Source organism: Bacillus sp. YH3-2-B2 (genome assembly GCF_053663335.1).
The window spans coordinates 752,241-776,484 of sequence record NZ_JBSJQE010000002.1 but is presented as its reverse complement, the minus strand read 5'-3'; the positions used below and the strand labels follow the sequence as shown (position 1 = coordinate 776,484).

The window sequence follows — 24,244 nt, the reverse complement described above, 5'->3', positions numbered from 1 at the left end:
TCTCCTTCCTCTATTTCGTTTTCATCAGCAAATATACAAAATACGGCGCTCCGAGTACGGAAATCACCAGGCCGACGGGAACTTCGGACGGTGCAAGCACATTTCTCGCCAGCGTATCGGCAAGCAGAAATAGAAATGCTCCGATCAAAGCTGAAACCGGAATAAGCGTCTGGTGGCGCGGCCCGGTAAGCCTTCTGGCCAAATGCGGCGCAATGAGTCCGAGAAAAGCGATTCCGCCGGCTGCCGCAACACATGACGCGGTCAGGGCAACGGCGGACATCAGCAGAACGCGCCGCTCCTTTTCAACCCGGGTGCCAAGCCCCGCCGCCAGCTGATCACCGAGCTGGAGCACATTTAAATACCTGGCTTTATAGAGGCTGAACGGTAAAAGAACCAGCAGCCACGGCAAAATGGACAGCACCATTTTCCAATTGGCGTTCCAAATCGAACCGGAAATCCATACAAGCGCCTGCATGAAATCCCGCGGGTCCATTTTCAGCTGAAAAATCAAGAGAAGCGCATTAAACCCCGCATTGACACCGATTCCGACCAAAACGAGCCGGACAGGTGAAACGCCTTTTTTCCAAGCCAGCACATAGATGAGCAGCGCAGCCAGAAAAGCTCCCGCCAAAGCGCTCACCGGAAGCAGCCATGTACTGGCCATGCTTAGATCAACAGCTGACCCTTGGAAAAAGAAGATAAACAGAACGACTGCCAAAGACGCCCCGGCGTTAATGCCGAGAATGCCCGGCTCCGCCAAGTCATTTTGAGACACGCTTTGAAAAATCGCGCCTGAAACCGCGATTCCTGCGCCGACAAGCAATGACAGCACCATGCGCGGCAGTCTGAATTCAAATAAAACGAGCTGATCCCGGGCATCCCCCTGTCCGAAAAAGACACGCATCGTATCAAGTGGCGCAATCCGGATCACACCCATGTTTAAGCTGATAAAAAAGACGATGCATATGAGCACAAACGTAACGGCCATGACCGCCAGCGGTTTTTTCGATTTTACATTCATTACAGCCCTCTCCTTTCCCTGCGCGCCAAATAAAAGAAAAAGGGAACGCCGATAAGGGCGGTTAAAGCGCCGACCGGTGTTTCAAACGGCGCATTGACGAGTCTTGCGGCAATATCACTGAAGACTAACAGAACGGCGCCGAATACCGCCGAACAGGGAATGATCCACCTGTAATCTACCCCGACTAAAAATCGGGTGATATGCGGAATCACCAAGCCGATAAAAGAAATGGCTCCGGCGACTGAGACTGAAGCCCCCGTCAAGAGGACAACGACAAACATTCCGATTACTTTCACAAGCGATGTGTACTGCCCGAGCCCTTTGGCCAGTTCCTCACCCAAGCTCAGCACCGTCACTGAGCGCGCAATCAGAAATGCCAGCAATAGTCCGATAACACCGGCCGCCAACAGTAGCTGCACGCCTTCCCATTTCACGGAAGCAACTCCTCCGGCATACCAGAACTTCACATCCTGAGCGACATCAAAACGGATCGCAATCGCGCTTGAAAGCCCCGTTAAGAAATAGCCGACTGCCGTACCGGCCAGCGCGAGCTTCACCGGTGTCAGCCCGCCTTTTGAAAACAGGCCGATGCCAAACACAATAAGCGCTCCGATTCCCGCTCCCGCAAAGGACCACAAAACAAGTCCCGCCGCAGACAGACCCGGAAAAAAAGCAAATGCCAATGCGATCGCAAATCCTGACCCCGACGTCACGCCCATAATGGAAGGCTCAGCAAGCGGGTTCCGCGTCAGCCCCTGCATAATCGCTCCGGACACAGCTAAAAAAGCCCCGACGAGCGCAGCGGCGGCGGTTCTCGGCAGCCTCAGATCACGTATGATTTGATGAGATGTATTTTGCGGCTGAAAGTGAAAGAGAGCATCCCACACCGTCCGCAGATGAATATCGGCAGCTCCGATGGAAACAGACAGAGCGGCGCCGATCAATAAAACCGCAATACCGGCACACAGCAGCACAGCCGCTCTGAATGAACGCGCCGTCCACTGGATTTCACTCCCCGATGCCCCTTGAGCCGTCATTGTCTGTTTCTTTTTCAATAGACCCAACACTCGTTCTTCCTTTCTCAAAACAAGAATGGTAATGATAATGATTATCAATGACTTGTTTCAGTATAGCACTTTTATCTTCTCTTTTAATAGACCTAATTTCATATAAAAAAAGAAAGTTTTTCTTAAAAAAGAGCGTGCTTCTCTATGAAAGCAGTGATATAATCACACTGATAATGATTCTCTTTATCACTAATTTTTATGAAAGAAGGAATGTCAGATGTTCCATACATACAAGAAAATCGGCGCAGCGCTGATTGCCATGCTGCTCATCGCCGCTTTGGCCGCATGCGGCAATTCTTCAGACACAAAAGGTTCTTCTGAAAAAGAAGAAACCATCACGTATAAAGCCGAAAACGGCAATATTAAAATCCCGAAGCACCCGAAACGGGTCGTCGTCATGGCTGACGGCTACTACGGCGACTTCAAACAGCTCGGCATCAATGTTGTCGGCGCGCCGCAAAACGTATTTAAAAACCCTTATTACAAAGGGGAAACAAAAGGTGTGACAAACATCGGCGACGGCACGTCCGTTGAAAAAATCATTGATTTAAAGCCGGATTTAATCGTTGTCTGGACGACACAAGGCGCCGACATTGAAAAACTGGAAAAAATCGCGCCGACAATCGCCATTAAATATGACAAGCGCAGCAACATTGATCAATTCAAAGAGTTTGCGAAAATGACAGGCACTGAAGATAAAGCAGAAAAATGGCTGGCTGAATGGGATAAAAAAACCGCTGCCGCTAAAACAAAGGTTCAAAAAGCGGTCGGCTCAAAAACCATCTCCATCATGCAGACAAACGGAAAAGACATCTATGTATTCGGTAAAGACTTCGGCCGCGGCGGAAGCATTATTTATGACAAACTCGGGCTGAAGGCCACAAAACTGACGCAGGAAAAAGCCATTAATCAAGGGCCGGGCTACGCCAGCATTTCACTCGAGAAACTGCCTGACTTCGCGGGAGACTACATCTTTATGGGGCCATGGCAGGCCGGCGGTGACGACAAAGGCGTGCTTGACAGCTCAATCTGGAAGAACCTCGATGCCGTCAAACAAAACCATGTCTACCGCATTGATCCGATCGGCTTCTATTTCTCAGACCCGATCTCACTTGAAGGCCAGCTCGACTACATCACAAAAAGCTTAACGAAGTAACCCCGAAGCCGCTGTCACAGCGGCTTTTTATTACGCTTAAAACTTGACAAAAAAATTTATTTATGCTATAATTTACATTTTTGGATTAACATGTATAATAAGATTCTCCCGGCCGGAGATTGATGTAAATAACGGAGGATCTTTATATGAAAGAAAACAAGGCGAGTATGACTTCCCTGCTGTCCGCTTTCGGAAGGGCGTACCATAGTAAATACGACACCCCGGTGATATTTGATGATTTTTTGGCACAAGATCTGATTTCTGAAAAAGAGCATTCGGACATCCGCGATCATCTCATTCAAGGTATATCATTTTTCAGCAAAGACATGGCACAGAGGCTTCAAGGCCAACCGGATGACATCTTAAAATGGGTGACTCAAGTACAGCTGTCTCCTACACCGTTAGCCCGTGCCGCATATTGTGAAGAAGTGCTTTTGAATGAAGTGAAGCTCGGGGCCAAACAGTATGTTATCCTTGGCGCAGGACTGGATACTTTCTGTTTCAGACATCCTGAAGTGACAAACGCCTTAGACATATTTGAAATCGATCATCCCGCTTCACAGGAAGACAAAATAAACAGATTGAAACATCTGAATCTCGACATTTCCCATCATCTTCATTTTGTACCGATGGACTTCGCCGCTTCGCTTTCTTTCAGCCGTCTGTATCAGGAAGGTTTTTCACGCCAAAAAACCTTTTTCAGCCTGCTCGGTGTGTCATACTACCTTACGAAAGAGCATCTCGCCCGCCTGCTCACACAATTATTTGCCGAAGTCCCGCTGGGAAGCTCTATCGTGTTTGATTATGCAGATGAGTCGCTCTTTGAAGAAAGAGGACTGTCAAACAGAGTGGAAAACATGGTGAAAATGGCTGCAGCAGGCGGGGAACCGATGTTATCGTGTTTCAGTTATAAAGAAATCGAAAAAATATTAGAATCATCAGGTCTGCTTATTTATGAACATGTATCTCCGGCGGACGTCAATGACCGTTTTTTCAGCGGACGCACTGACCATTTAACCGCATTTGAGACCATTCATTATATACACGCCGTCAAAAAGTAATCCGCTGCCGCCAACAAAAAAAGACATCTCACAGACGTGAGATGTCTTTTTGTCATACCGATGGTCTGTTGTTTGCAAATTTCTTTGAGACGAAAGGATATAACAGCAAACCGACGAAAAACAGCCCGATACCGAGAATAAAGGTCGTTAAATCGGCCGTTCCGGTAATAATGACGTAAAAAGAATAAATGCAGGCAAGGATGGCGATGATACCGTCTCTTACTCTTGAGCCCTTTATCTCGTCATACGTTTCACCCGTAAAAATGAGCTTCAGGCTGTAAAACGCTGACACGAGATACGGAATCAGATAAGCGAGCGTCGCCGCCGTCGTTAAAAACGTAAACGCGTCACTGATCGTCCGGGAAATAACCGAAAAGATAAAGATCTGTGACATTACGTTCGTTACGATTAACGACACAACCGGGCTCCCCTGTTTATTCGTTTTTGCAAAAGCAGCGGGAAAGTCTCCTGATTTCGCCGCTTGATACGGAACTTCAGAACCGAGAAGAATCCAGCCGAGCATCGTTCCGAACAGACACAAAATCGCCAGAATCGCCATAATGACGCTTCCCGCGCTGCCGACGATCGCGTACAATACGTCAACAAACGGTTTTTCCGAGCCGACAAGCTTACCATGCGGAAGCACACCCATCGTAATCAATGTCACGATGATATAGATGCTGAGCGCGATCAATAATCCGGTAATGGTGGCGCGTTTCACGTCGCGCTGCGAACGGGCGCGCCCGGATAAAATGACTGCCGATTCAATTCCGACGAACGCCCATAATGTTGAAATCGCCGCATTGTGGATCTGTCCGCCGATTCCCTCAACCGTGTGAGGACCTGTTTGAACAGGAAAATAAAAATGATCGAAAAACGACGTTTGAAATACAAACAAACCTGCAATGATAAAGAAGATAAATCCTAATACTTTTGAAAACGTCGTGACGAAATTTAATTTACTCGCACCGTTAATGCTGGTGACGAGGATCGTGTGAGTGCCCCATAATAAAACCGTACATACGGCAAACGTCAGCAGCTGGCCGAGCGTAACCGCCTGACCGCCGATCGAAAACATTTCACGCTTATCCGTTAAAATCGGGAAAAATGATGTTAAATATCCGGCAAGGCTCGTGATGATCGCCACGTTGCTGATCCAGCTCGCCACCCAGTAGCCCCACACCATCGTGAAGCCCGCTGCATTCCCTTTTTTCCGATCGCTGAACAGCGCACGCGCATAGCTTTGCGGCCCCGCCGTCAGCTCAGGCTTGCGGATGGATAAGTGGCCGAAGACCAGCGCGATCATTAACACACCGGCTCCCGTTAAAAGCCATGCCGATGTGGCGCCGAACGGGCTCGCGATTTTTGCGAGCGTACTCGGAAGCGAAAAGATGCCCGAGCCTACCATATTTCCTACGACAAACGCCGTTAATAACCAAAAACCCCATTTTTTCGTCTGTTCCATTCCTGTACCTCCTGGTTGTTCATTCGTACGGACCAGACCCCGAGACCATATTTACACGCAAAAAAAGCCTGAACAAAAGTCCATGCTTAAAGAAACACACACACCCTTGATCTCCGGATAGCCCTCCGCGAAAAAGCACGCGGCAGTCCTGCACTTATTCAGATACAGTCCCAGCATAAAGAAGGATCGGCTTTCTTTACACTTCGGCGCTGATGCCTTTAACACATGTTTTGCGGCCCCTTATCAGCCTGGCATGTGCGACTCATCATCAAGCGCAACCTCTACCTCACCGAGAAAGAGTGAGGATTTTTATCATTCAATTCTACTCAGAGGTTATCAGAGATAAAAAGATCTGTCAAAGGGAAATATTAGACGGAAAACGGATAGAGCGTTCGCCCTACCCGTCTTATATGGTCAGCGGTTGTTTTTTTTCTTTTGAACAGCTTCTTGAAGCGGATCGTCTTTCAGCGCTGCACTGGCGTCGTCAAGCGCGCCTTGAATGACGTTTTTGTTTTTATCGCTGTTTTTTCCTTTTTCTTTGTTAAAGAAAGCCATCTGTATCACCTCTTTATCAAATATAGGTACACCTATAATGTGTCTTTTTCCGCGGCAGAATATGCGGAATCCGCGTCTCCTTCCTTTTGGCGGAACAGGTAAAGTTTGTTGATCAAACATGCATTCTCTTGATATATTTGTAATTCAGGGGATTTTGGCAAAAATAAAAAGGAGAAGCGAAAAATGACAGGAAAAACACACATCATGGGAGGCATCGCTTCTTGTTCCGCAATTGCGTATTATTATGGGTATGATCCGGTCCTTATGACCTCAGCGGGTGCCCTCGGGGCGCTGATTCCCGACATATGCCATACGAAAAGCAAAATCGGCAGAACGCTGCCCGTTCTGTCCAAAATCGTAAGCACGGTGTTCGGCCACAGAACGTTTACACACAGCCTGCTGTTTATGCTTATTATGTTTTTCATTACGGCAACCTATATTCCGAATCCGAGCATTTCCGCCGGACTGATGATCGGAATGGCGAGCCACCTTGTGCTTGACGCATGGACCGTCAACGGCATTAAACTGCTGTTTCCGTCCGCCATCCGCTTCCGTCTTCCCCTTTATATGAGAACGGGGAGCTTTTCGGAGCAGCTTGTGCTGGCCGGCTTAACGATTGTATCCTGCTATTATTTATACGAACTGGTTCACGGCCGCATCTCTTAAACAAAAAGCGTCTTTTCGCTTTTAGGGTGAGGAGTCATACATATGAAGAAAACCTTTTTCAGCAATCATCGGTTTTTATGCCTGTCCATCCTGTTCATGTGGGTGAAAACCTATGCCGTGTATAAGCTCGGTTTCGGTCTGCAGAACAATTCGGTTCTTGAGGAATGTCTGCTCCTTATTAATCCGCTGAGCTTCATTGTGCCGCTGTTCGGCATCGCCCTCTTGCTGACGGAAAAAAAACAGCGGATCTTTCTGCTTTCGGCAAATGTGATGCTGACGGGAATTTTAATCGCGAATACGGTGTTTTACGGGTTTTATATTGATTTTATCACCATACCGGTTTTGTTTCAGGCAAGCAATATGGGTGATATGGGAAGCAGCGTCCAAGAGCTGTTTCACCCGCTTTATATCGCTTTATTTTTGGATATTGCGATTTTGTTTTATCTTGGAAAAAGGCATAAAGCCGATAAAGGAAAAGCGGGCGCCCGTACCGTTAAAGCGTATGCGTGGGCATCAGCCGGCCTCATGCTGTGCAACCTTGCGCTGTCTGAGGCCGAGCAGCCGAAGCTGTTCAAGCACCCTTTTGATCGTGAAGCGCTCGTAAAAGGAATCGGCCTGTTCCACTTTCATTTGTATGACACCATTTCGCAGACGCTGAATGCAGGGGCTAAAGCGTTTGCCGATGAAGACAGCCTTGCGGCGGTCGCGAATTACACTCAAGCCGGCTACAGCAGGCCGTCCGATTCAAAATTCGGGCTTGCAAAGGGGCGCAATGTGATTTTTGTTACGCTCGAATCAACACAGCGTTTTGTAATGGATGAGCGGGTCAGCGGACGGGAGATTACCCCGTTTTTAAACAAACTGCGAAAAAAAAGTTATGACTTCACTCATTTTTATCAGCAGACTGAACAGGGAAAAACATCAGATTCAGAATTCATTACTGCGAATTCGCTGTATCCGTCTTCAAGCGGCGCCGTTTTTTTCACAAAAAGCGGCCACCGGTTCAATACGATGTACCATATGTTAAAAGACCGTCAATACTATTCAGCCGTTCTGCATGCCAATCATAAAGCCTTTTGGAACCGGGATGAGATGTACGGGGCATTCGGAATCGACCGTTTTTTCGACGCGGATGAATTTAAGGTGACACAGGAAAATTCAACAGGCTGGGGCCTGAAGGATAAGGAGTTTCTCGAACAGTCAGCGGAAAAATTAAAGAAGCTTCCGCAGCCGTTTTACGCAAGCCTGCTGACTTTGACCAACCATTTCCCTTTTGAAATTGATCAACAGGATCAGCTCATTGAGGAACCGGACACAAGCAGCGAGTTATTAAACCGCTATGTGACGACGGTCCGCTATGAAGATGAGGCTCTGAAACACTTTTTCAAGAAGCTGAAAAAAGAAGGGCTGTATGACAACGCGATGATCGTCCTGATGGGAGATCATTACGGTATATCCGAAGCCCATAATCAAGGACTTGCCGAATTCTTAGGGAAAGAGGAAATCACTCCGTTTGATACGGTTCAGCTTCAGCGCGTGCCGTTTATCATTCATATTCCCGGGGTGACCGACCGTGCGCCGGAAACGATTGCTTCGGCCGCGGGACAGGTTGATGTAAGGCCGACGCTGCTTCACCTGCTCGGCATTGAAACGAAAGGCAGCATTCAGTTCGGCAATGATCTGTTTTCCGGAGAGCGGACACCGTTTGCGGTGCTGAGAAACGGCAGCTTTATCACGGATGACCATATTTATACGAAAAATACGTGTTACAGCCGTAAAACGGGTGAACCGCTTTCTGACATGAGCGCGTGCAGCGATGAGAAAGAAAAAGCGGAACAAGAGCTGATGCTTTCCGATAAAATATTAAACGGCGACCTGCTGCGGTTTTATAAACAATAAAAAAATCCCTCCGTTATATGGAGGGATTTTTCATGTTTCATATATGAGCCGTCCTGTCATTTTCGTATCATATCCGGATAATTGAGAAAGCTGAGACTTGAATTCCTCAGAATTAAGAATGTCCCGCACGCTTTGAACAAGCTCCCGGTTTTGTTTTAAGACGACCACATCGTACTGCTCACTGATCACCGGGATAAAGTCCGTGCCTGCCATATGCGCCGCATGCAGCGACCCGACTCCGATATCCGCCTTTCCGCTTGATACTTGTGAAGCCGCTGACAGATGATCCGTGACAATGTCATGATATCCGGCGACATCAGACGGCGTGATGCCGAATGATCTGAGCTGTTCATCCAGCAGCACCCTCGCGCCTGATCCTTTTTCGCGATTGACGATGCGGACATCCTTTCGGCTCATGTCCTGAAAGCCCTGAATGTTCAGCGGATTGCCCTTTTTCACATATAATCCGGCCTGCCGCAGCACGACATGAAAAAGCGCAAACGGCTCCCCTGAAAGAATGCGCTTCACATACGGGATGTTATACTGCCCCGTCTCCCCATCGTATAAATGCAGACTGACGATGTCACAAGCCCCGCGGTACATCTCGATCAGGCTGTTCAAACTGCCGCTGTACTTGCGGAGCGGAGCTGCCTGTATTGTTTGTTCCAGCTGTTTGCTGAGGAGGTCCATCGACACATCCTGCCCGCTGATGATAACAGACTGCCTTTTTTCCGGCTCCCGCCCGCGTGACGGGTCAGGCGCTTCTGCTGCGGATGGCTTTTTTGACATTCTCATGTTTGCTTTATATTGTTTTAAGTCCTCTTCATCGACCCTCATCTGTCTTCCGACCCTGTACGCCGGAATGAGTCCTTTTTTTATCAAATCATATACTGTCAGTTTGGAGACCTTCAAAAGGCCCGCAACTTCTTCTATTGTATAGGAAGTGGCTTCTGTCATATTATCACGCTCCGTTTTTATTATAACTGTTCAGATATTGAAAAAAAACCGCACCATCACGTACAATTGCGTTATAATTAGTTTGATCTAATGATATTTAGCTATAAGGGGTGCACAATGTTGAAAAAGAAAGCGACACTACTCACAACTGCGGCTATGGCCGTTTTCCTCGCAACTGCGGGCTGCTCTTCCGGACAATCGTCCAAAGGCGGACAAAACGAAAACGTCACGCTGACCGTTTCTGCAGCAGCCAGCGCTCAGGATGCACTTGAAGAAATCCAGACCAACTACGAAAAATCACATTCAAACGTAACCATTCAAGACAACTTCGGATCATCAGGCACATTGCAAAAACAAATTTCACAAGGCGCGGGAGCTGATTTATTCTTCTCGGCAGCCGAAGATAAATTCGAAAAGCTCGTTCATGACGGAGATATCGACAAAAAGGACAGCACGGATCTTTTGAAAAATGATCTCGTCATGATCGTGCCTGAGAAAAACAGCGCACACCTGACACATCTGAATGACCTGAAAAAAGACAGCACGGAAAAAATCGCGCTCGGCACGCCTGAATCCGTTCCGGCCGGACAATACGCCAAACAGTCACTGACGGCATTATCCCTGTGGGACAAGGTAAAAGATAAAGCCGTCTATGCAAAAGACGTCCGCCAGGTGCTTTCTTATGTTGAAACCGGAAATGTCGATGCCGGGCTTGTCTATAAAACAGACGCGCTGATTTCGAAAAAGGTGAAAATCACCGATGAAGCGCCGGCGAAAACGCACGATCCGATCGTGTATCCTGTCGGCATCGTCAAGGATACAAAGCACCGTAAAGAAGCAGAAGCGTTTTATCAGTATCTGCAGTCAGATGAAGCGATGAAAGTGTTTAAGAAATATGGATTTACTGCCAAGTAACATTACGGCTTCGGAGTTTTTCACTCCCGTCGTACTGTCATTTGAGGTGGCTTTGGCGTCGGGCATCGCCGTCATCATTCTCGGAACGCTTGCCGGCGCCTGGATGGCGAAAGCGCGATTTCCCGGAAAAACGGCTGTGGAGACCCTGTTTATGCTCCCGCTCGTTCTTCCGCCTACCGTTGTCGGCTTCATTCTCATTATCATTTTCGGGAAACACAGCTTTATCGGCCGGGCGATTGAGCGGATTTTTCACCAGCCCGTCATTTTCACGTGGTCGGCCGCGGTGATCGCTTCGGCCATTGTCGCCTTCCCGCTTATGTATCAGTCCGCTAAAACCGGCTTCGCCGCGGTTGATGCTGACATCGAGGGAGCGGCGAAAGTAGACGGAGCCGGCAGGTGGCAGGTGTTCACCCGTATTTCCGTCCCGCTTGCCTTTCCCTCCCTCTTGACCGGAAGCATTCTCAGTATTGCAAGGGCGCTAGGTGAATTCGGGGCGACTTTAATGTTTGCGGGAAATATTCCCGGCGTCACCCAAACGCTGCCGACGGCGATTTACGTCGCGATGGACTCCGGCAATGAAACACTCGCCTGGGTGTGGGTGATCTGTATTGTGATCATTTCTTTTCTGATGCTGTTTTTCATCCAATTGAAAAAGCCCGCTTGACCGATCTGCCTTCCGCGCACCTTTCGCCGGGAGGCTTTTTGATTTAAAATCGGATGGTATATAATGAAACAAAAACACACAAAGGGTGCGGCTATGAAGATTAATGTCATTATCGCGGATGATAATTCTTTCATCAGAGAAGGAATGAAAATCATTTTGCATACATATGAGGAATTTACTGTATCAGCAACGTTGGAAAACGGACTCGAGGCGGCAGAGTATTGTAAGCACAACCCCGTCGATATCGCCTTGCTGGACGTCCGCATGCCGGTGATGAACGGCGTCGAAGCCGCAAAACGGATCGCTGAGGAAACGGATACGAAGCCGATGATCCTGACGACATTTGACGACGATGAGTATATTTTAGAAGCAATTAAAAACGGCGCGAAAGGATATTTATTAAAAAACACCGAACCGGAACGGATCCGCGATGCGATCAAAAGCGTTTTCAACGGGCACAGCATTCTTCAGGACACCGTGCTGGACAAAATAAAAGACAGCCTTTTCCGGCCGGCGGAAGCCGCGCATCAGATTGATGAAAGCCAGTTTACTGAAAGAGAGCTCAGCATCATGTCGCTTATTGCGAAAGGATTCTCGAACAGGGAAATTTCAAAACAGCTTTTCATTTCTGAAGGGACGACGGCCAATTATATTTCATCTATTTTAGGGAAAACGGGGCTTGAGCACAGAACGCAGATCGCCATTTTTTATATCACCGGGAAGGTGGATAACGGGCGTTGAACGGTATGGATTTTTGGATGCTGATGAGCAGACTGATCGCTATTTTTTATACGGCTTTTTTGTTCGTATCGGTAGACCGCCCTTACACGCCGTACGCCGTCTTATTTCTGCTGCTTTATCTGTCTTTGGGCATCGCGGTCTGCATGATCAGGCCGCCCGCTTGGAGGCGCGGGATCACCCTCATGACGCTGGCATTGACCGCTTGGCTTTCCGCCTTAGGCCATCCGGCGTTTCTGTTTCTTTTGCCGCCCGCCATTTTTGCGGTTCTTGCCGAATATCCGGTTCACCGCTATGTGTTCTGCCTGCTCGTGTTTTTGCCGTTTTTATTTATCCCGTACGGCGACCTTCCGACTTATATCGTCATAACCTTGTTCTGTCTGGCGATTTTCGTTTTGGCCGCCCGGTCCGGCAATCGGCTGAAGAAATATGAAGAACAGTCGGACAGCATGCGCTCAAGCATTGAAAAACTGACGAAACAGCTGCACAGCAGCACAGAATATATCAAACAATCGGAGTACACCGGCAAACTCGAGGAAAGAAACAGATTGTCCCAAGCCATCCATGACAAAATCGGCCATTCGATGACCGGCGCGCTCATTCAGATGGAAGCGGCGAAGCGGATGCTCGGCTCCCATCCGGACAAAGCGGCTGAACTGCTCCAAAACGCCATTACCATTTCCAAAGAGGGCATAGAGGATATCCGCATAACGCTGAAAAATATGAAACCGCCCGCTGAACAAATGGGCATTCACAGATTAAGAACGTTTATTGATGAATTTTCGGCCAAAAACGGGATGCCGGTTCCGTTTACGCATCAAGGCGATTTGGACAGGCTGACGCAAATGCATTGGAGAGTCATTCAGGAAAACGTAACCGAAGCTTTAACCAATGCGATGAAATACGCCGATGCCACGCAGATTTTCATTGATATCCATGTGCTGAATAAAGCCGTGAAAGCGGAAGTGAAAGATAACGGAAACGGCGCCGTCCGCTTTAAAAAAGGCCTCGGCATGCTCGGTATGGAAGAACGGGCGGCCGTCCTGCACGGAACCGTTATTTTTGACGGCACGGCCGGTTTTTCCGTCACGACATTGCTTCCGGTTGAATAAGTGAATGTTTTCATGTGAAAAATATGAAGATTCTCATGTCAAAGGAATGAACAGCTGCACTAACGGCCGTTCATTCTTTTTTTTATAATAAGAGCATCATAAGACATAGAGGTGGAAACATGAACATTTTGGAGCTCAAACAGCTGAGTAAGAAATTCGGTGATTATGCCGCCGTTGACCAGATGTCGCTTGCCGTAAAAGAAGGTGAGATTTTCGGGTTTCTCGGCGCAAACGGAGCCGGAAAAAGCACGACGATCAATATGATCTCAGGTCTTTTAAAACCTTCAGGCGGTGACATTCTGTTTCTCGGAAAAGATATTTTCAAATATAGCAAAGCAACGAAAATGAATATCGGCATCGTCCCTCAAGACCTCGCAATTTACGAGGAATTAAACGCCTATGAAAATGTGAAGTTCTTCGCAGGTCTGTACGGCCTGAGAGGGGCGGCTCTGAAAGAACGGGTCGAGGAAGCCCTGACATTCGTCGGCTTGAGCGATAAACACAAATATTTGCCGAAGCATTTTTCCGGGGGAATGAAACGCCGGCTTAATATCGCCTGCGCCCTTGCCCACCGGCCGAAACTGATCATCATGGATGAACCGACGGTCGGCATTGATCCGCAATCAAGAAATTATATTCTGCAATCAGTGAAAAAGCTCAATGAAATGGGCTGCACGATCATTTACACGAGCCACTACATGGAGGAAGTGGAAGAAATATGCACGCGCATCGCCATCATCGACCACGGAAAAGTCATCGCAGAAGGCACAAAAGAACAGCTGACTTCCATCATTACCGACACGAAGGACGTCGTGATTGAGCTGTCATCCGGAAACGGCATCAGCCTCGGCGATATTCAGGAGCTGCCCGGCGTCAGAGCCGCCGTACTGGAAGAAAACAGCGTGAAAATCAGCTCTGACACAGGGGTCAACAATTTAAACCGCCTGATCCGGTACTTCATGGACAAAGGCATTGAAATCCGCTCCTTGCAGGAACAGGCACCTGACTTAGAAACGGTATTTCTCACGCTGACAGGCAGAAGCCTGCGCGACTGACCCTATTGAAAGGAGGATTGCAAATGAATATTCTGCACATCGCCGGGAAAGAAATCAAAATCAGTTTCCGCGACAGACGGACTTTTATTTTCATGCTTGCTTTTCCGATCGTCTTCATGCTGATTTTTACCGCGGCATTATCAAACGCCTTTGATTCAGAGGTGACGGTCGGGAACATCAAGGTCGTATATACGGATCAATCAAACGGCACACTTTCTCATTACTTTACTGAGTTTATGAAAAACGCCAAAAAAGAGCATGTCTATTTTCAAAAAGCGGACACGGAGGCAAAAGGCAAAAACGAGGTTCGTGAAAATCAGGCGGATGCTTTCGTCACTGTAAAAAACACCGGTTTTCAAGTCTATACAAATGACCGGAGCGGCATCAACGGCACGATCGTCCAAGGCATGCTGACCGCTTTTACCAATCAATACAAAGCAGGCGCCGCCGCTTACAAGGCGCATAAGCCACCTTCCGCCGGACAAATCAAAAGCGATTATATGAAGCAGACGTCTTTACACAAAGCAAAAGAACCGAAGGCGAAAGATTTTTACGCGATATCCATGACGACGATGATCGGGCTGTACGCCTCGATTTTTGCAAGCTCCTTATTCCGCGGGGAAAGAATACGGCACACCGCGGATCGCCTGATCGCCGCCCCGCTCCGGAAAAGCGATATCTTTCTTGGAAAGATGCTCGGCATTTTGGCTGTGAATGTTCTGACGATTCTTGCCGTTGTCGCCTTCAGCAAATTTATCTTGAAAGCGAACTGGGGCAGCCACATGGGACTTGTGCTGTTGATTCTCGTTTCTGAAATTCTTTTGGCCGTCAGCTTCGGGCTCAGCCTGAGCTATTTGACCAGAAAACCCGAAAGCGCCAGATTAATCACCGTCATCATCGTGCAGGTGATGTCCATTATCGGCGGCGCCTATTACAAATATGAAGGAGGGGGGATTTCCGCCCTGTCGCCCTTATCCTGGATCAATAAGGCGATTAACAACATCATTTACGCAAATGATGTATCAGCGGCATGGCCTGCACTCGGTTTAAATACAGCATTGGCGGCACTCTTTTTGCTGATCGCCGCATTTACGTTTCAAAGACGGGAGGGACTGTAATATGAAAAACTTCTGGTGGCTGTTTGCACACACTCTCAAAGGAATTACAAAAAGCAAAAAACAGCTCATTCTTTATATCGGGGCTCCGCTGATCGGCGTCTTCCTCTCCTTCATGACCAATGCCAACGGCGGAGCCGAAACGCTCAATATCGGCATTCTCAATCAAGACGGCGGAGAAGTGGCACAGAATACGGTCACGTTTTTAAAAGGACTGGATCATGTGAAGATTTCGGAGGAAACGGCTGCGTCCGCCTCATCAAAGATCGCTTCAGGAAAAATGGAGGCGCTCATTACGTTTGAAAAAGGCTTCTCCCAAAGCGTAAAAGACGGGAAACCGTCTCACATCGGCATGACCTCGCTGAAGGGCGCCCAGGTCACCGGATATGTCAGCTCTTATTTGTACAATTATATGAACAGCGCCGCCTCAATCGGCAAATCTTCCGGCGGAGACGAGAAAGCCTTTCAGGCGATGTACGCCGATTTCAAGCATTCTCCGATTCAAACGGAGTCCGCTGTTTTGAAAGATACTTCGAACCATAAAGAAATGACTTACTCAGTCATCGGGTATCTCATTATCATTATGCTCTATTCCGCCGGCAACCTGACGGAACTGATGATTAAAGAAAGAGAAAACAGGACGTACTACAGGCTTCTGTCAACGCCGATCACGTCAAAGCAGTATGTATTGGCAAATGCAGCAGTGAATATAATTATCATGGCCGTCCAAATTCTATTCGCCGTTCTCTTTATGGGCGCCGCTTTTCATATTCATCCGTCATTCCCGCTGTGGCAGCTGTTCGTCCTGATGATGCTGTTTGCATTAAGCGCAATCGGGATCGCCTTTATTGCCGTCGGTTTTTCCAACAGCAGCGCTTCGGCATCGGCGCTTTTGAATTTGATCGTCGTGCCGACATGCTTGCTCGCCGGCTGCTTTTTTCCGGGCAATATTATGCCGAAAACAGTGCAGACAATCGCCGAATTTCTGCCTCAGCGCTGGGTGCTTGATACGGTCGATCAATTACAGCACGGCCGCACGCTCCAAAGCCTGACGCTGAACATCATCATTTTGGGAGCCTTCGCCGCCGCCCTGTTATTAATAGCCGCATACAGGTTCAGCGTAAAACGTCAGACACAGACATTTATGTAAAGAAAAACAGCCCCGTAAAGGGCTGTTTTTTCTTAGAACAGAAGCTCGTCCGGATTCGGTCCGACACGCTCGTCTTTGTTCAATGCGCTGATCTTTTCCATTTCTTCCTGTGACAGTTCGAAATCAAAAATATCGGCATTTTCTATGATGCGGTGCTCTTTAATCGATTTCGGAATGGTAACGACTTCGTTCTGAAGATCCCAGCGCAAAATCACTTGAGCAACCGATTTGTTATGTTTTTCCGCAATTTGTGACAGCACTTCGTTATCAAGGAGCTGTCCCTGCATCAATGGAGACCACGCTTCCACTTGAATGCCCTGCGCTTTGCAGAAATCTCTTACTTCTTTTTGAGTCAGGCGCGGGTGGAATTCAATCTGGTTGACCATCGGCTTGATTTTAGCATCTTTCAGCAGTTCTTCTAAATGATGCACTTGGAAGTTGCTGACGCCGATGGCGCGGATTTTTCCGTCTTTGTACAGCTTTTCAAGAGCGCGCCATGTGTCTTTATATTTATCCTTGCCCGGCCAGTGAATCAGGTAAAGGTCGAGGTAATCGAGGCCGAGGCGCTCAAGGCTTTTCTCAAACGCGTCAAGTGTCGTTTCGTATCCTTGATCTTCATTCCACACTTTTGACGTGATGAACAGCTCTTCTCTGGCAACGCCCGCAGCTCTGATGCCTTCGCCGACACCCTCTTCATTTTTATAAATAGCCGCCGTATCAATGCTGCGGTAGCCGTTTCTGATTGCCGCTTCGACGGAGTCCGCCGCTACGCTTCCGTTTTCCACCTTGAAGACGCCAAGGCCGAACCACGGCATTTCAACGCCATTATGAAGCTTTACAGTATCTTTTAAGCTTTTTGCCACGTTGAACCATCCTTTCTAGTCATTATGTAAACGGTTATTATTATCTCACATTTCCGCCGTAAGAAACCAATTATACGCTCATCATTATCACAAAAACCATCTTTAGTGCCCAAGTACCACCAACGTTATTATTTTCCTATTTTTCAAAAATTCCGGTTAATTGGGTAACTGTCCGGGTAAATCGCTACTGTAGCCACCACACAATTGAAGGAGGAAATCATATGAAACGTATGCGTATCCCGATGTCCGTTGCCCTTGGCGCCGCTTTGTCTCTGACTCCTCTGTCCTTTGTATCCGCAAAAGAAAACCCGGCTCCTCAAAACATGGCTCAGCAAACATCAGATGTCTCAGCAAAAGATGTCGGATTAAACATTGACGTTGACCTGCTCGGCATCGGCAATTCGATTGCTGACGCGATTAAGTCGGCGCAAAACCGTGACGGCTTCGTCAAAAACTTAATGGAATCTTCATTCTACGCTTCCGGACAAAAATATAATGTCATGGTGTTTAATTTAAGCCAGGAATATGAAGATCATTTTAACGGCGTTCAGTTTTACGGTTCCGCCGTTTATGACGGCATCACGTACGGCATTTGGGTGTTTGAAGACGGAAGCTTCACCAACAAAGGAGATGGCGGCTGGATCAACTGGGCCTTCAGAGGCTGGTTTGACCGCGACGGCGATCACGTCGAATTCCATCGTCCGTAATCTAAAAAAGTCCGGCGAACAGATGCCGGACTTTTTTTATTCATCTCCGTCAAGCATGGCCGCTTCCACATCATTGATGTATTGGCGAAGCTCATGCGACATGTCGCGGGAAATTTCCCGCTCTTCGAATAATGTTTGGATTTCGTTGCGGATGGCCTGTACGGCCCGCAGTTTGATTTCGAGTTTTTGATTTTCAAAACGGCGGCTCGGATTCTGTTCGTGATACGAGTGCCCCAGCCTGAAAATCAAGTGATTGTAAAAGGAAATGACGGCAAGCGTCACATCTTTATTTTCTTCAGTCATGTGTTTTTTCAGGCTTTCAATGGCCGCTTTTGCCGTTTTAACCCTTGTGGAGCGAATGAGACCTTCTTCATTTAAAATCGACATTTCCGGCTTTTTATGTTCACCGAAAAAGATCCAGTACATCAGGCGTTTCAGCTTTTTCTTAGATAAGCCGACTTTAAACGGATTCGTATACAGCACTTCCAGTTCATCAAACCGTTCCTGAAGGCTGTCAGCCGTTTCTTCCGGTATGTCGCCCCGCTCAATCAGCCGCAGCAATTCTTCCTGTTCTGCCTGTATCCCTTGGGCGCGGACTTTCCGCTCATCTTTTTTCGTGCGATTTTTGACGGTGAACTGCTGAAACCTGAGATTTTTCATTTTCTCATTGTATTCGGCAATGACCGCAAAAGAAGCCGTTTTGTTTGTCTCATTCATATTTTCTTTAATGGCGGTTAAGGCAGCTTTTATCAGCTTCCGTCTCGCTGTCAGCAATTTGACTTTCTTCTCTTTCACATTGTCTTCCGGCTTATCTGTCAAAATCGGCAGTACGATTGTCGCCAGCACCAATGTGCACAAAATAACGCCCGCGGCTAAAAAGAGAATCAAATTCCGTTCAGGAAACGGTGAGCCGTCAGAGAGCACGTAAGGAATGGAAAAGGAACCCGCAAGCGTGACCGCTCCCCTGACGCCTGAAACCGAAATCAGCAGGGTCGAGCGCAGGCCGGGTTTATAAATGCTCTGATCCTTGTTAAAAAACCACTTGCCGTTCCAAAAAAACAGCACCCACAAAAACCTGAGAATCATTAACGTCAGCGTAATGACGATAATATACCCGATGACCATCATATTGTTAAACGCGGTATCATTAAAGATGACGGAAACCACGTCCGGTATTTGCGCACCTAAAATAACGAAAACAAGACCGTTCAGAATGAACAAAATAATATTCCACGTACTTGAAGAGACGATTTGCAGTTTGACCATCGTTGATTCAAGACGGTCCTGCTCCACCGCATGCGTGATGCCGCCGGCCACAACCGCTAAAATGCCGGAAACGCCGATTTCTTCAGCCGCGAGATAGATGACGAACGGCGTCAGAATTTGAATCAGCATATGCATCGTGACATCCTGCATGCCGAGGCGCCGCATAAACAGCCGGAAACGGATAATCAAAAAAGAAATGACGACACCGCTGAGTAAACCGCCGGCTGAAATCAGAACGAAACTGAAGGCGGCCTGCGCCAGCGAAAATGCGCCCGTCACGGCCGCCGCAATCGCAAATTTAAAAGCGACCAGGCCGGATGCGTCATTCATCAGTCCTTCTCCTTCAAGGAGACGCAGAATGCCTTTTGGCATCTTCACACGCCCTGACAGCGCGCTGACCGCGACGACGTCAGTCGGTGACAGGATCGCCGCCAGCCCGAACGCGGCGGCCAGCGGAATGCTCGGAATCATCCAATGAATCGTGTAACCGCCGACAATCACCGTGGCAAACACGAGCCCGAGCGCAAGCAGCAGAATCGGCGCTCTTAAATTCCAAAGTTCCGCACGCGGCGTCCGTTTTCCATCGTTAAAAAGCAGCGGCGCGATAAACAAAACAAAAAACAATTCAGTATTCAGTTCAAAATGAAGCCCCTGCGGAAATGACGCCGCAATGATACCGAGCGCCACCTGAATCAAAGGCACCGGGATAAAGGGGACAAACCGATTTACGATATTTGAGATCGCGATAATGGTTAAAAGTACGAGTACGACTAAAAATATGTCCAAAGCTGACCTCCTTCATCTGCTGCATCATATCATTATTGTCTGTTCTCTGCCCTTGTCAAAGGCCGGAGCCGATGATCGGGCAGATTCAATATATTTTCCGCACGCAACCATTCTTCTTTTATTTTACCCGTTTTTATTTAAAATTTCTCATAACGCGCTCACGGCGAACTTTTTTTGCCTTCGGCTACATTTTTTCCGGAAAAAGAAAAAGCCTGTTTTCTCTGAAAACAGGCTTTTTCGCAAGCTGCGTCATCTGTTTCATGACGCGGTGCAGCGTTTATGCTGCTTAGCAAAGGATAGAGAACCACCGCCAGTGTGTCTCTATCCTTGGTTTTAAGAGCTCATCTTATTCGTGAAAATTCGTGCCGTCTGTCGTCGCTTTAATGATGCCGGCGCGGATGACGAAATCGCCGAAGTGTTCGCCTTCCTCACGCTCTTTCGCGTAGCGCGGGAGAATAGTGCGAAGCTCACTCAGAATTTCCTCTTCACCGATATTTTCCCGGTACATTTTGCTCAAACGGCTGCCGTCAAACGCCGCTCCTAAATACATATTATATTTTCCGGGCGCCTTTCCGATAAATCCGATTTCGCCGAGTGCATGGCGGGCGCAGCCATTCGGGCACCCGGTCATACGGATGGTGATTTCTTCATCCCGCAGCCCGTTTTCGTCAATAATGTCTTCAATCTTATCAATCAATTTCGGCAGATACCGCTCGGCTTCGGCCATGGCGAGCCCGCATGTCGGAAGCGCGACGCAAGCCATTGAACTGCGGCGGAGGGCGGAATGCTGCCGGCCGTCTGTCAGACCGTATTGTTCGATTAATGCGCTGATTTGTTTCTTTTTCTGGCTCGAGACATTGCCGATAATCAGGTTTTGATTAGAAGTGAGACGGAAATCCCCTGTATGGACTTTGGCGATTTCACGCAATCCCGTCATCAGCTTATAATTCTCATAGTCCGTGACGCGGCCGCCTTCGATAAACATCGTAAAGTGCCATTTCCCTTTTACGCCCTTCACCCATCCGTAACGGTCGCCGTTATGGTCAAAATGATAAGGTTTCGCTTCATCCAGCTGCCAGCCGAGGCGGTTTTCCAGCTCGGCTTTTACGTTTTCCAGCCCGAGACGGTCAACGGTGTACTTGAATCGGGCATTCTTTCTGACGGAACGGTTTCCGTAATCGCGCTGAATTGTAATGGTTTTTTCCGCTACATCATACAGCTGCTCCGGTTTGCAGAAGCCGATGACTTTTGAAAGCTGCGGATAAGTGGCCGTATCGCCGTGCGTCATTCCCATACCGCCGCCGATTGCCACGTTGAATCCGATAAGACGGCCTTCCTCCACGATGGCAATGAAGCCGAGATCTTGAGAAAAGACATCGATATCATTGGACGGAGGCACGGCGATTCCGATTTTGAATTTCCGCGGCAAATACAGCGGCCCGTACATCGGTTCCGTTTCCGTGTCAGGAGTTCCCGCCACACGTTCCTCATCAAGCCAGATTTCATGATAGGCTCTCGTGCGCGGAAGAAGGTCATCGCTCAATTTCTTCGACCATTCGTATACTTCCGCATGAATTTCAGACTGGTGCGGATTTGAAGCGCACATGACGTTTCGGTTGACATCTCCGCAGGCCGCAATGGTATCAAGCAGCGCCGCATTGATTTTCTGAATCGTTTTTTTCATGTTCCATTTTAAAATTCCGTGCATTTGGAACGTTTCACGCGTTGTCAGCTTCAATGTATTGTTTCCGTATTTTTGCGCCAGTTCATCCATGACAAGCCATTGTTCCGGAGTTGACACGCCGCCTGGCATCCGGACGCGCAGCATGAACTGATAAGCCGGTTCAAGCTTTTGTTTTTGACGTTCATTACGGAGATCGCGGTCATCCTGCAAGTAGCTTCCGTGATGCTTCATCAGCCGGTTGTCATCGTCCGGGATGCCGGCTGAAATCCGGTCGAGCATGACTTCTTTCAATGTGCCGCGCAAATAATCACTTTTTTCTTTAATTTCCTCAACATCACTTGGAGGGCCTTCCGGCGCTTTTAAAATGTTGTTCACCATGCTGAATAAGCTCCTTTCAAACCAAAATCAATATACGTCACGCTGATAGCGTTTTTTCTGCTGCATGTCTGCCAGGAAGCTTTCCGCTTTTTCACGGCTCATGCCGCCTTCTTCCTGAATGATATCGAGAAGCGCCTGGTGCACGTCATGCGCCATATGCTGTTCATCACCGCAGATGTATACGGCGGCTCCCTGCTGCAGCCATTCATACAGCTCTTTGCTTTGTTCTTTCATGCGGTGCTGCACATATACTTTTTCCTCCGAATCCCGGGAAAAAGCGACGTCCATTTTTGTGAGAACACCGTTTTGCAGCCATTTTTGCCATTCCGTCTGGTACAGAAAATCAGTGACAAAGTGCTGATCCCCGAAAAACAGCCATGTTTTCCCTTCAGCTCCGGTTTCTTCACGCTCCTGCATAAAGGAACGGAACGGTGCGATGCCTGTCCCCGGCCCGACCATAATGATCGGTGTATCCGGGTTTTCCGGCAGCTTGAAGTTTTGGTTGTGCTGAATGTAAATCGGAAGCGTATCTCCCGGCTGGAGTCTTTCCGCACACAAAATGCTGCACACGCCTTTGCGTTCTCTGCCGTGCGCGTCATATCTGACCGCTCCGATTGTCAGATGCACCTCTTCCGGATTCGCTTCTAAACTGCTTGCGATCGAATAGAGCCGGGCCGGCATTTTACGTAGGATGGAAAGAAAGTCTTCCGCGGAAGCTTCCCACGGACCGAAATCCCGGACGAGATCAAGCAGATCACGGCCGTTGGTGTATGCTTTCAGCTGCTCTTCGTTTCCTTCGGCCAGAAGTTCACTCAGCTTTTGATCAGCCGTAAACTGTGCGGCCTTTTGCAAAAGCGGCTTTGTTAAGACGGTAATTTCAAAATGAGAAGTAAGCGCGTCTTTCAGCGGACGGCGCTCTCCTTGTTTATTCACCGCCACTTCCTGTTCCGGATTCCATTTCAGCTCATTGATCAGCTCATCAACGAGCGCCGGATCATTTTCCGGATAGATGCCGAGGCTGTCTCCGGGCTGATACGCGAGGCCCGATCCTTCAAGCGAAAGCTCAAGATGACGTGTTTCTTTATTCGAACCGCGTCCGTTCAGATTGATGTTCTCAAGAACCTCCGCCCGAAACGGGTTCGTTCTGGAATATACGGATTCACCGAGAGCGGGCGTCTCGGCAGGCGCTTCGGCTGTTTGATTTCCCGCTCCTTCGTTCAAACCGCCGATAACCGCGTCAAGCCATTCCGAAAACGGCTCATCATAATCAAGATCGCAATCAACCCGCGGCGCAAGCTGGGTGCCGCCGAGCTCTTGAAGACGCTCGTCAAACTCTTTGCCGGTCTGGCAGAAAAATTCATACGAGCTGTCCCCGAGCGCCAAAACGGAGTAACGGAGCGCTTCAAGCTTCGGCGCGCGTCTGCCGTGAAGAAATTCATGAAAGGCCAGCGCGTTATCCGGCGGATCGCCTTCTCCGTGCGTGCTCACCACGATCAGTAAATTGTTTACTTTTTTCAGATTATTCGGCTTAAAATCGTTCATCGACGCGACGGTGACCTGGAATCCCCGTTCCTCAAGCGTCTTTACCGTCTGTTTCGCAAGACCTTCCGCATTTCCCGTTTGCGATCCGTATAATACGGTCACTTCTTTCGAGACTGCCGGGCTTTCTGCAGGAGCCGGAGCAGCGGGCGCGGCTGTTTCACCGGATTCGGACCGGGCCGCAGCCAAATAACCGCTCAGCCAGATTTTCTGTGATTCTGTCAAGGTCGGCAGAAGGCGGTTAAGGAGCTCTGCCTGCTCCTGATTAAACGGACTGTTCATGACCTGAAGTTGCAACGATATCCACCTCACAAGGAATTAAACGTAACGTACGTTATTTCTATAGGAATTGTCAAAATAATATTCTAATTGAAACTTTACCGAAAGTTTGTATGTAAGTAAAATATATAATCATGATGACAACG

Annotated in this window: 21 protein-coding genes and 1 riboswitch; of the genes, 12 read left to right on the top strand and 9 right to left on the bottom strand. The window is 48.3% G+C overall.

Annotated elements, in window-relative coordinates; translation table 11 throughout:
• Positions 1-10 precede the first annotated feature (10 nt).
• Positions 11-1,021, bottom strand: coding sequence for a FecCD family ABC transporter permease (locus ACWJJX_RS08855; protein ID WP_025853867.1), 1,011 nt, complete (start codon positions 1,019-1,021; stop codon positions 11-13).
• On the bottom strand, positions 1,021-2,058 hold the full coding sequence (locus tag ACWJJX_RS08850; RefSeq protein ID WP_172401312.1) for a FecCD family ABC transporter permease: 1,038 nt from the start codon (positions 2,056-2,058) through the stop codon (positions 1,021-1,023). The genes ACWJJX_RS08855 and ACWJJX_RS08850 overlap by 1 nt, the downstream gene beginning before the upstream one ends.
• 247 nt (positions 2,059-2,305) lie before the next feature.
• Here ACWJJX_RS08850 and ACWJJX_RS08845 point away from each other — a divergent pair, with 247 nt between their 5' ends.
• Together ACWJJX_RS08845 and ACWJJX_RS08840 are read left to right on the top strand one after the other, a co-directional pair.
• Positions 2,306-3,244 (top strand): iron-hydroxamate ABC transporter substrate-binding protein, encoded by a 939-nt coding sequence (locus tag ACWJJX_RS08845; RefSeq protein WP_168237168.1) that lies wholly within the window; start codon positions 2,306-2,308, stop codon positions 3,242-3,244.
• A 146-nt stretch (positions 3,245-3,390) separates the two neighbouring features.
• On the top strand, positions 3,391-4,305 hold the full coding sequence (locus ACWJJX_RS08840) for a class I SAM-dependent methyltransferase (protein ID WP_454022909.1): 915 nt from the start codon (positions 3,391-3,393) through the stop codon (positions 4,303-4,305).
• A gap of 52 nt (positions 4,306-4,357) precedes the next feature.
• On the opposite strand, the gene ACWJJX_RS08835 is transcribed toward ACWJJX_RS08840, so the two are convergent.
• Together ACWJJX_RS08835 and sspJ are read right to left on the bottom strand one after the other, a co-directional pair.
• The gene (locus ACWJJX_RS08835; RefSeq protein ID WP_454022908.1) at positions 4,358-5,770 is read right to left on the bottom strand and encodes an amino acid permease; all 1,413 of its coding nucleotides are present in this window, start codon (positions 5,768-5,770) and stop codon (positions 4,358-4,360) included.
• A gap of 110 nt (positions 5,771-5,880) precedes the next feature.
• A riboswitch (Lysine riboswitch) is annotated at positions 5,881-6,062 on the bottom strand.
• Positions 6,063-6,184: 122 nt separating this feature from the next.
• The gene (gene sspJ, locus ACWJJX_RS08830; RefSeq protein ID WP_003151760.1) at positions 6,185-6,325 is read right to left on the bottom strand and encodes a small acid-soluble spore protein SspJ; all 141 of its coding nucleotides are present in this window, start codon (positions 6,323-6,325) and stop codon (positions 6,185-6,187) included.
• Positions 6,326-6,508: 183 nt separating this feature from the next.
• Here sspJ and ACWJJX_RS08825 point away from each other — a divergent pair, with 183 nt between their 5' ends.
• Complete coding sequence (locus tag ACWJJX_RS08825; RefSeq protein ID WP_003151759.1) at positions 6,509-6,991, top strand: metal-dependent hydrolase; 483 nt, start codon at positions 6,509-6,511, stop codon at positions 6,989-6,991.
• Between the two features lie 42 nt (positions 6,992-7,033).
• Positions 7,034-8,890: an LTA synthase family protein gene (locus tag ACWJJX_RS08820; protein WP_139885427.1), complete on the top strand. Its 1,857-nt coding sequence runs from the start codon at positions 7,034-7,036 to the stop codon at positions 8,888-8,890.
• A 30-nt stretch (positions 8,891-8,920) separates the two neighbouring features.
• On the opposite strand, the gene ACWJJX_RS08815 is transcribed toward ACWJJX_RS08820, so the two are convergent.
• Positions 8,921-9,847 (bottom strand): substrate-binding domain-containing protein, encoded by a 927-nt coding sequence (locus ACWJJX_RS08815; RefSeq protein ID WP_015387723.1) that lies wholly within the window; start codon positions 9,845-9,847, stop codon positions 8,921-8,923.
• Between the two features lie 117 nt (positions 9,848-9,964).
• On the opposite strand from ACWJJX_RS08815, the gene modA reads away from it, so the two are divergent.
• The 7 genes from modA (at position 9,965) to ACWJJX_RS08780 (ending at position 16,596) form a co-directional block, all read left to right on the top strand.
• On the top strand, positions 9,965-10,762 hold the full coding sequence (gene modA / locus ACWJJX_RS08810) for a molybdate ABC transporter substrate-binding protein (protein WP_014305803.1): 798 nt from the start codon (positions 9,965-9,967) through the stop codon (positions 10,760-10,762).
• Entirely contained in the window at positions 10,743-11,426 is a 684-nt protein-coding gene (modB, locus tag ACWJJX_RS08805) for a molybdate ABC transporter permease subunit (protein WP_014305804.1), read from the top strand. The genes modA and modB overlap by 20 nt, the downstream gene beginning before the upstream one ends.
• Positions 11,427-11,519: 93 nt before the next feature.
• Positions 11,520-12,167: a response regulator transcription factor gene (locus ACWJJX_RS08800; RefSeq protein ID WP_014305805.1), complete on the top strand. Its 648-nt coding sequence runs from the start codon at positions 11,520-11,522 to the stop codon at positions 12,165-12,167.
• A gap of 5 nt (positions 12,168-12,172) precedes the next feature.
• A complete protein-coding gene (locus ACWJJX_RS08795; protein WP_046341496.1) occupies positions 12,173-13,276 on the top strand; it encodes a sensor histidine kinase in 1,104 nt (367 codons plus the stop codon).
• A gap of 119 nt (positions 13,277-13,395) precedes the next feature.
• Positions 13,396-14,331, top strand: a complete 936-nt coding sequence (locus ACWJJX_RS08790) for an ABC transporter ATP-binding protein (protein ID WP_003151751.1) — start codon at positions 13,396-13,398, stop codon at positions 14,329-14,331.
• A gap of 23 nt (positions 14,332-14,354) precedes the next feature.
• Entirely contained in the window at positions 14,355-15,449 is a 1,095-nt protein-coding gene (locus tag ACWJJX_RS08785; protein ID WP_014305808.1) for an ABC transporter permease, read from the top strand.
• Between the two features lies 1 nt (position 15,450).
• Entirely contained in the window at positions 15,451-16,596 is a 1,146-nt protein-coding gene (locus ACWJJX_RS08780) for an ABC transporter permease (protein ID WP_454022907.1), read from the top strand.
• 32 nt (positions 16,597-16,628) lie between these two features.
• On the opposite strand, the gene ACWJJX_RS08775 is transcribed toward ACWJJX_RS08780, so the two are convergent.
• Positions 16,629-17,459 (bottom strand): aldo/keto reductase, encoded by an 831-nt coding sequence (locus ACWJJX_RS08775; RefSeq protein WP_025853860.1) that lies wholly within the window; start codon positions 17,457-17,459, stop codon positions 16,629-16,631.
• 221 nt (positions 17,460-17,680) lie between these two features.
• Between ACWJJX_RS08775 and ACWJJX_RS08770 the strand changes: the two genes are divergently transcribed.
• Positions 17,681-18,166: a hypothetical protein gene (locus tag ACWJJX_RS08770; RefSeq protein WP_003151740.1), complete on the top strand. Its 486-nt coding sequence runs from the start codon at positions 17,681-17,683 to the stop codon at positions 18,164-18,166.
• Positions 18,167-18,202: 36 nt separating this feature from the next.
• On the opposite strand, the gene ACWJJX_RS08765 is transcribed toward ACWJJX_RS08770, so the two are convergent.
• From ACWJJX_RS08765 to ACWJJX_RS08755, 3 genes are all read right to left on the bottom strand, one after another.
• Entirely contained in the window at positions 18,203-20,218 is a 2,016-nt protein-coding gene (locus ACWJJX_RS08765) for a Na+/H+ antiporter (protein ID WP_015418205.1), read from the bottom strand.
• 346 nt (positions 20,219-20,564) lie between these two features.
• Positions 20,565-22,280, bottom strand: coding sequence for an assimilatory sulfite reductase (NADPH) hemoprotein subunit (gene cysI, locus ACWJJX_RS08760; protein ID WP_095324127.1), 1,716 nt, complete (start codon positions 22,278-22,280; stop codon positions 20,565-20,567).
• Positions 22,281-22,307: 27 nt separating this feature from the next.
• Entirely contained in the window at positions 22,308-24,116 is a 1,809-nt protein-coding gene (locus ACWJJX_RS08755) for an assimilatory sulfite reductase (NADPH) flavoprotein subunit (protein WP_015387718.1), read from the bottom strand.
• Positions 24,117-24,244: the final 128 nt, after the last annotated feature.